1 protein-coding gene is annotated in these 757 nt (G+C 49.7%); it reads right to left on the bottom strand.

Going from position 1 to position 757, the window contains the following annotated elements:
* A partial coding sequence (locus tag E0E16_RS04920; RefSeq protein ID WP_130829742.1) for a transposase occupies positions 1-757 on the bottom strand: 757 nt, incomplete at both ends.

The following is a 757-nucleotide window of genomic DNA, read 5'->3' as shown; positions in this document are numbered from 1 at the left end:
TTCTTGATATCCACATAGGTGATGATACGCGCTATATGGTTGATACCGCCCTTCCTGAACACCACCACCTGCTCACGATATTCCATCAGCCCATCCTCGTTCATATCCATGCAGTCTGCCAACACCTCGTATTTGAGATTTTTCTTCATCTTGGTGACATAGACGACGTTCCTCTCGGTCAGTTCCTCAAACTTTTCATAGTTAATATATGCACGATCCAGGGCAACGATTTCATCATGCTTGAAATGGCTGGGGGCGAGCATGAAGGAATCGTTGGTAGCGGCAGAGGTGAACTTCACGTCACAGTGAACTCCCTCGTTTGCATGAATGACGGAATGCACTTTTATGCCACCCTTCTTCTTTCCCGTCTTAGGATGACGGCCCACGCCCTTGAAGATGACGTTAGAGAACAGGGTTATCGTGGTGGAATCGATGATTCTCAGACGTTTTACCCATTCCTCCGTACCATTGCGTCGGCTGTCCGAAGAAAGTCTGTCCTTATTGGACTCGTAAAGGTCGTGATACACGTCCTCAAAGAATTTCTCCGAGCGTCTGGCGTTCGCATCTGACAGGGTACTGCGCTTAGGAACCCTGTCAATGCCTATGTGATGAAGCTTGCGCACCTCAGCCGTCATTGCCGCCTCTATCTCGCGCAGGGAGTCGAAGCGCATGATGACTGCATACAGCATCGTAAGAAGATGGGTGAAGCCATCAAAGGTCTTCACATACCGCTCACCGCCGTTCCGACGGCTTATTT

Origin of the sequence: Prevotella rectalis, from assembly GCF_900607215.1 — a bacterium.
Lineage (GTDB): Bacteria > Bacteroidota > Bacteroidia > Bacteroidales > Bacteroidaceae > Prevotella > Prevotella brunnea.
Note: the sequence above shows the minus strand (reverse complement) of the source record. Positions and strands in the feature narration are given on the sequence as shown.